The 5,660-nt window shown below is 64.5% G+C and carries 5 protein-coding genes; 4 read left to right on the top strand and 1 reads right to left on the bottom strand.

The annotated features are described in order from the left end of the window. Window positions 1-53 precede the first annotated feature (53 nt). Window positions 54-1,373, top strand: a complete 1,320-nt coding sequence (locus C2134_RS17850) for an MFS transporter (protein ID WP_103321450.1) — start codon at window positions 54-56, stop codon at window positions 1,371-1,373. Here C2134_RS17850 and C2134_RS17845 read toward each other — a convergent pair. Next, window positions 1,364-2,182 (bottom strand): M90 family metallopeptidase, encoded by an 819-nt coding sequence (locus C2134_RS17845; protein WP_233196500.1) that lies wholly within the window; start codon window positions 2,180-2,182, stop codon window positions 1,364-1,366. The genes C2134_RS17850 and C2134_RS17845 overlap by 10 nt on opposite strands. A 95-nt stretch (window positions 2,183-2,277) precedes the next feature. Between C2134_RS17845 and C2134_RS17840 the strand changes: the two genes are divergently transcribed. From C2134_RS17840 to nudC, 3 genes are read left to right on the top strand one after another with little or no spacing between them, the layout of a single operon-like run. Then, window positions 2,278-3,483 (top strand): cation:proton antiporter, encoded by a 1,206-nt coding sequence (locus C2134_RS17840; protein ID WP_103321448.1) that lies wholly within the window; start codon window positions 2,278-2,280, stop codon window positions 3,481-3,483. Further along, window positions 3,476-4,609, top strand: a complete 1,134-nt coding sequence (locus C2134_RS17835) for a YbdK family carboxylate-amine ligase (RefSeq protein WP_103321447.1) — start codon at window positions 3,476-3,478, stop codon at window positions 4,607-4,609. The genes C2134_RS17840 and C2134_RS17835 overlap by 8 nt, the downstream gene beginning before the upstream one ends. A gap of 26 nt (window positions 4,610-4,635) precedes the next feature. Further along, window positions 4,636-5,430 carry an NAD(+) diphosphatase gene (gene nudC / locus C2134_RS17830; RefSeq protein WP_103321446.1) on the top strand — a complete coding sequence of 265 codons (795 nt, stop codon included), beginning with the start codon at window positions 4,636-4,638 and terminating at the stop codon, window positions 5,428-5,430. Window positions 5,431-5,660 lie beyond the last annotated feature (230 nt).

The following is a 5,660-nucleotide window of genomic DNA, read 5'->3' as shown; positions in this document are numbered from 1 at the left end:
GCCGCGCTTAAACAAGCAGCTGACAATAAACTGGACAAGAGGACCGCACCTGGATGAACGCCCGCCCACTGACCCTGCCCTCCGCTCGCCCGCTGGGGCGACAGGACTATAAGACGCTCTCTCTGGCCGCGCTTGGCGGCGCGCTGGAATTCTACGACTTCATCATTTTCGTGTTCTTCGCCGTGGTGCTGGGCAAGCTGTTCTTCCCGCCCAGCATGCCGGACTGGCTGAGCCAGCTGCAAACTTACGGCATCTTCGCCGCCGGCTATCTGGCGCGGCCGCTGGGCGGCATCGTGATGGCGCATTTCGGCGACCTGTTCGGCCGCAAGCGTATGTTCACGCTAAGCATCGTACTGATGGCGCTGCCCACGCTGGCGATGGGCATGTTGCCCACCTACCACGATATCGGCATCGCCGCGCCGCTGCTGCTGCTGACGCTGCGCATCCTGCAGGGGGCGGCCATAGGCGGCGAAGTGCCGGGCGCTTGGGTATTCGTCGCCGAGCACGCGCCATCCCGCCATACCGGCTTTGCCTGCGGCGTGATCACCTCCGGCCTGACCGTAGGCATCCTGCTGGGCTCCTTGATCGCCACGGCCATCAATATGGCGTTTTCCCAGCAGCAGATCGCGGAATGGGCTTGGCGGGTGCCATTTCTGATCGGCGGCGTGTTTGGGCTGGTGGCGATGCAGCTGCGGCAGTGGCTGCATGAAACGCCGGTATTCGCGGAGATGAAGGCGCGCAAGAAACTGTCGCGCGAGCTGCCGCTGAAAACGGTGCTGAAACAGCACAAGACCGGCGTGGCCTTGTCCATGTTTCTGACCTGGTTCCTGGCCATCGCCATCGTCGTCGCCATCCTGATGGCGCCGGCTTATCTGCAGAAACAGTTCAGCATCCTGCCGGTGGACTCGCTGCGCGCCAACAGCCTGGCCGTGGTCGCGCTGTCCTGCGGCTGTCTGGTGGCGGGCTGGCTCAGCGACCGCATCGGCAGCGGCTTCACGCTGATTGGCGGCAGCCTGCTGCTGGGCATCAGCAGCCATTTGTTCTATTCGATCATGGCGCAAGACAGCAGCCAGCTGTATCCGCTGTACACGCTGCTGGGCTTCAGCGTGGGCATCGTCGGCGCGGTGCCGCTTGTGATGGTGCGGGTCTTCCCGGCCGCGGTGCGCTTCTCCGGCCTGTCGTTCTCGTACAATGTGGCCTACGCCTTTGCCGGCGGCCTGACGCCGGTGCTGCTGTCCATCTGGCTGAAATACGACGCGATGGCGCCTTCTTACTATCTGATGGTCCAGTGCCTGATCGGCCTGGCGGCCGGCATCTACCTGCTGCTGCGCGAAAAAGGCGGCGTTCTGGCCGAGACGATAGATCAACCGTGACCCATGCCATCGGGCGGCGGAGGCGGCAGCAGCGCGTCCTCCGCCACCCTTGGCAGCCTGGCCGCCGGATCTTGTCGATAGAACAGCTTCAGCAAGCCATACAGATCCGGGAAATCCCTGGCCACCAGGTGGGGGATTTCAAAGAAGGCTTCGCTGAGCACGGCAAAGAATTCAGCCGGATTTTCGCTGGCGTACGGGTCCAGCCAACCCTCCACGCCATGGTCCACCGTACGGCAAAACTGGCGATAAGCCTGGTTCCAGGCCTGGCTCCAGGTTTGGCGGTTCATGCCCTTGTGCAGCGGCGGCGCGCCATTGGCCGGGCCATCCAGCATGTCGAACTGGTGGGCCACCTCGTGGATCACCACATTCCAGCCGTCCAGCAACGGCGATTCATTCACATCCGGCCAGGAAAAAACCAGCGGCCCCTGATAATGCGCCTGGCCTATCAACACCTGTTCGGCTTCATGCGCCAGGCCCATGCCATCCTGCCAACGGTTGCGCACCACAAACGGCGCAGGGTACAGCACCGCCTCGCGCCAGTTTTCATAGGCGCGCATGCCCAGGTTCATGCCCGGCAATGCCATCTGCAGCGCCAGCCGGCACCGCATGGCATCGTCCACCGCCATGTCCTCCAGACCGGTGATGGTCTTGGCCAGCAGCAAGTCGCCCGCCAGCCTGAGCAGGCGGTCCCGCTCGTCGGCCGACAAGCCCTCCAGCAGCGGCATGCCGTCTGCCTCTTCCCGCAGCCGCGACAGCAAGGCCGGCGGCATCCGTTTGCCGCCCAGGCGGCGGATCCAGTCTATTAGCATGAACTCTTGGCTCGAAATCGCGTCAGTCATTCATACCTTAGGGCAGAGGCAAGGCAATTCAATGCCTCGCATCGCGCAATACAGGAGAAACCACTATGCCATTCCCCACCTGGCACAATCTGATGCTGAACCCGCTGGCCGCGTTCGGCATCCTGCTGGCCCTGGGCGTGATAGGCGGCCAGATCGCCGTGCGCGTGGCGCGCTTGCCGGCCATCACCGGCTACATCGTCACCGGCCTGATCATCGGCCCCTACAGCCTTAACCTGCTGAACCAGCAATTGCTGAACGAAGCCTCGCTGTTCGTGCAACTGGCGCTGGGCATCGCGCTGTTTGAAGCCGGGCGCCGCGTGGACTTGCGCTGGCTGCGCGTGGAAAAGACGCTGCTGGCCACCAGCCTGTTCTACTGTGTATTGGTATTCGCCGCGCTGTTCGCGCTGCTGAATGCCGGCGGCTTCGGCGCGCCGGCCAGCCTGATGCTGGCGGCGCTGGGCATGGCCACTTCGCCCATCGTGGTGCTGGAGATCGTGCGCGAATCGCGCGCCGACGGCCAGGTCAGCGAGCGGCTGCTGACCGCCACCGCGCTGTCCAGCCTGTTGGCGATGATAGGCTTCGCGCTGGCGCTGTCGTACAGCCACCTGTCCGCCAATCACACGGTGGAAGAAGGCATCCTGATGCCCGGCTGGCTGATCCTGGGCTCGGCCGCGCTGGGTCTGGTCGCCGGGCTGGTGACCACCCAGTTGAACCGCTGGCTGGGCGGGCACCAGCGCGAAGCTCAGCGCGTGCTGTTGTTCGGCCTGATCGCGCTGGTCGTCGGCCTGGCCGACATGCTGCAGTTGCTGGCCTTGCTGGCGCTGCTGATCGCGGGGATGAGCACCCGCGGCATGCGCCACGGCTATACGGTCAGCGAGCCGGGCATCCTGTCGCTGAGCCATGTCTTCACCGTGGCTTTCTTTGTCTCCGCCGGCGCCCATCTGTCGCCGCAGGCGCTGGCCGCGCACTGGCAGCTGGCGCTGCTGTGCCTGCTGCTGCGCTGCGGCATCGGCATGCTGGTGTGGTGGCTGGCCGCGCGCGGCAACGGCCTGTCGCGCAAACAGGGCGCCTTGCTGGGCCTGGCGCTGAGTCCGATGAACAGCGGCTCGGCGCTGCTGCTGGGCCTGGGCATGGTATCGCTGGGCGAAGCGGCCCAGAGCTTCAGCGCGGCGCTGATGGCCGCGCTGCTGATCAACGAAATATTCGCCCCCATCCTCAGCCGGCTGGCGCTGCGCCTGGCCGGCGAAACCGCGGGAGCCAATCATGCTTGAATTCAACACAAGCCAGCCGCTCACCCTGGGCGTGGAGCTGGAGCTGATGATACTGAACCGCCGCGACTACAACCTGACGCGCGGCTCCGACGACCTGTTGCTGCAAGTCAACCGCAAGCCGCATGGCTTCGACATCAAGCCTGAAATCACCCAGGGCATGATAGAAATCGGCACCGCCGTCCACAGCGACGTCAACGCCATGCTGGAAGAGCTGCTGGCCATCCGCCAGCTGCTGGTGGACAGCGCGCACAAGCTGAACCTGGGCCTGGCCGGCGGCGGCGCCCACCCCTTCCAGCACTGGGACGATCAGCGCATCTACCCCAAAGAGCGCTACCAGCTGGTATCGGAACTGTACGGCTACCTGGCCAAACAGTTCACCGTCTACGGCCAGCACATCCACATCGGCTGTCCAGACGGCGACGCCGCGGTGCGGCTCACCCACTACCTGGCGCGCTACATCCCGCACTTCATCGCGCTGTCCGCGTCGTCTCCGTTCTATCAAGGCGTGGACACCGCCTTCCAGACCTCGCGCCTGACCAGCGTCAACGCCTTCCCGCTGTCCGGCTGCATGCCGGTGGTGCGCGACTGGGCCGCGTTCAACGAATATTTCGAACGGATGGAATCGCTAGGCATCGTCGCCAGCATGAAGGACTTCTACTGGGACATCCGTCCCAAGCCGGAATACGGCACGGTGGAAATCCGCATCTGCGACACGCCCTTATCCATCGACACCCCGGTGCTGCTGGCCGCCTATGCCCAGATGCTGGCGCGGCGCTGTCTGGAAGACGGCTGGGACGACATCAGCCCGGAACCCTACCTCACCTACAGCTATAACCGCTTTCAGGCTTGCCGCTTCGGTTTCGATGGCGTGCTGGTGGACGCCCGCGGCAATCGCCAGCAGGGCTTGCAGGAAGACCTGCTGGACTCCCTGCGCGAGCTGGAGCCGCATGCCGAGGCGCTGGGCAGCCAACGCCAGTTGGCGGCGCTGCGGCAGAAAGCGCTGAAATGCCAGAGCGATAGCCGATGGCTGCGCCAGGTGTACGAGCACAGCGGCTCGCTCAGCGAGGTGGTGCGCCGGCAAAGCGAACACTGGATGTACTCGGCGCCGGGAGTCGGCGTAAACTGAGCGATCTTCATCATGACTTTCGCATCATGGCTTTCGAACTCCCGCAACAACCAGCGCCGAACCTGCCCGCGCGCTGGTGCATTTTTGATGATTCCCGGCTATGGCTGCTGGACAAAGCCCTGCCGGCATCCGCGCCGGCAGGCTGCGCCCTGACCGGCCAGCGTTTTCTCGGCATCCACGAGCAACACAATCTGTTTCTGGCGGAACTGGTGGGCACGCCGCCTGCCAGCGGCGAGTGGCTGCCGCTGCGCCCTGCCCTTCTCGCGCTTCCCGCCGAGCAGGTCCAGGCCGCGGCGCGGGCCGCCCAGTTGCGCCAGTTTTTGCGCAACCACCGCTTCTGCGGCCATTGCGCCACGCCGCTGGCCATCAATAGCGACCAACTGGGCCGCCATTGCCCCAGCTGCGGCCAGGTCTACTACCCGCGCATCTCGCCGGCGATGATGGTGCTGGTGCACCGCGGCCGCGAGCTGCTGCTGGCGCGCAGCCCGCACTTCACGCCCGGCGTGTACAGCGCGCTGGCAGGCTTCGTCGAGCCCGGCGAAACCCTGGAAGAGTGCGTGCACCGCGAAACCTGGGAGGAAGTGGGGATCAAGGTGAAAAACCTGCGCTACGCCTTCTCGCAATCCTGGCCGTTTCCCCACTCGCTGATGCTGGCATTCACCGCCGAGTACGACAGCGGCGACATCCGCCCGCAAGAAGGCGAGATTGAAGACGCCGGCTGGTTCGATATCGACGCCCTGCCCACGCTGCCGACCGTCATCTCCATCGCCAACCACCTGATTACCCACAGCTGCGAGCAGATTCGAAACCATTTACTCTGAGTGGCTTTGTTAGTGGGATGGACGCCCCTTGCGCAGAGCGGCATCGAGGTACCGCATTGAAAATGCGGGCGACTAGCTGACAGAACGGTGCGATGAAGACGCCATGCGTCATGGCAGACACTAGGGGCTGTTGACGTTTGGTGAGTGGATCGCGTTTGCGCCGATTTGGGCCGGAAGCAAGGCGCACAGTCCGCCGCATAGTCATTCTATGCAAGGGCTGGGCAACGTGG

Source organism: Chromobacterium sinusclupearum, assembly GCF_002902845.1.
Lineage (GTDB): Bacteria > Pseudomonadota > Gammaproteobacteria > Burkholderiales > Chromobacteriaceae > Chromobacterium > Chromobacterium sinusclupearum.
The sequence above is the reverse complement of the archived record's forward strand: the minus strand, read 5'-3'. Positions and strand labels throughout refer to the sequence as shown.

Coding starts and splice junctions, on each gene's coding strand:
- C2134_RS17850 (WP_103321450.1), top strand. CDS start 54: ATGAACGCCCGCCCACTGACCCTGCCCTCCGCTCGCCCGCTGGGGCGA.
- C2134_RS17845 (WP_233196500.1), bottom strand. CDS start 2,182: ATGCTAATAGACTGGATCCGCCGCCTGGGCGGCAAACGGATGCCGCCG.
- C2134_RS17840 (WP_103321448.1), top strand. CDS start 2,278: ATGCCATTCCCCACCTGGCACAATCTGATGCTGAACCCGCTGGCCGCG.
- C2134_RS17835 (WP_103321447.1), top strand. CDS start 3,476: ATGCTTGAATTCAACACAAGCCAGCCGCTCACCCTGGGCGTGGAGCTG.
- nudC (WP_103321446.1), top strand. CDS start 4,636: ATGGCTTTCGAACTCCCGCAACAACCAGCGCCGAACCTGCCCGCGCGC.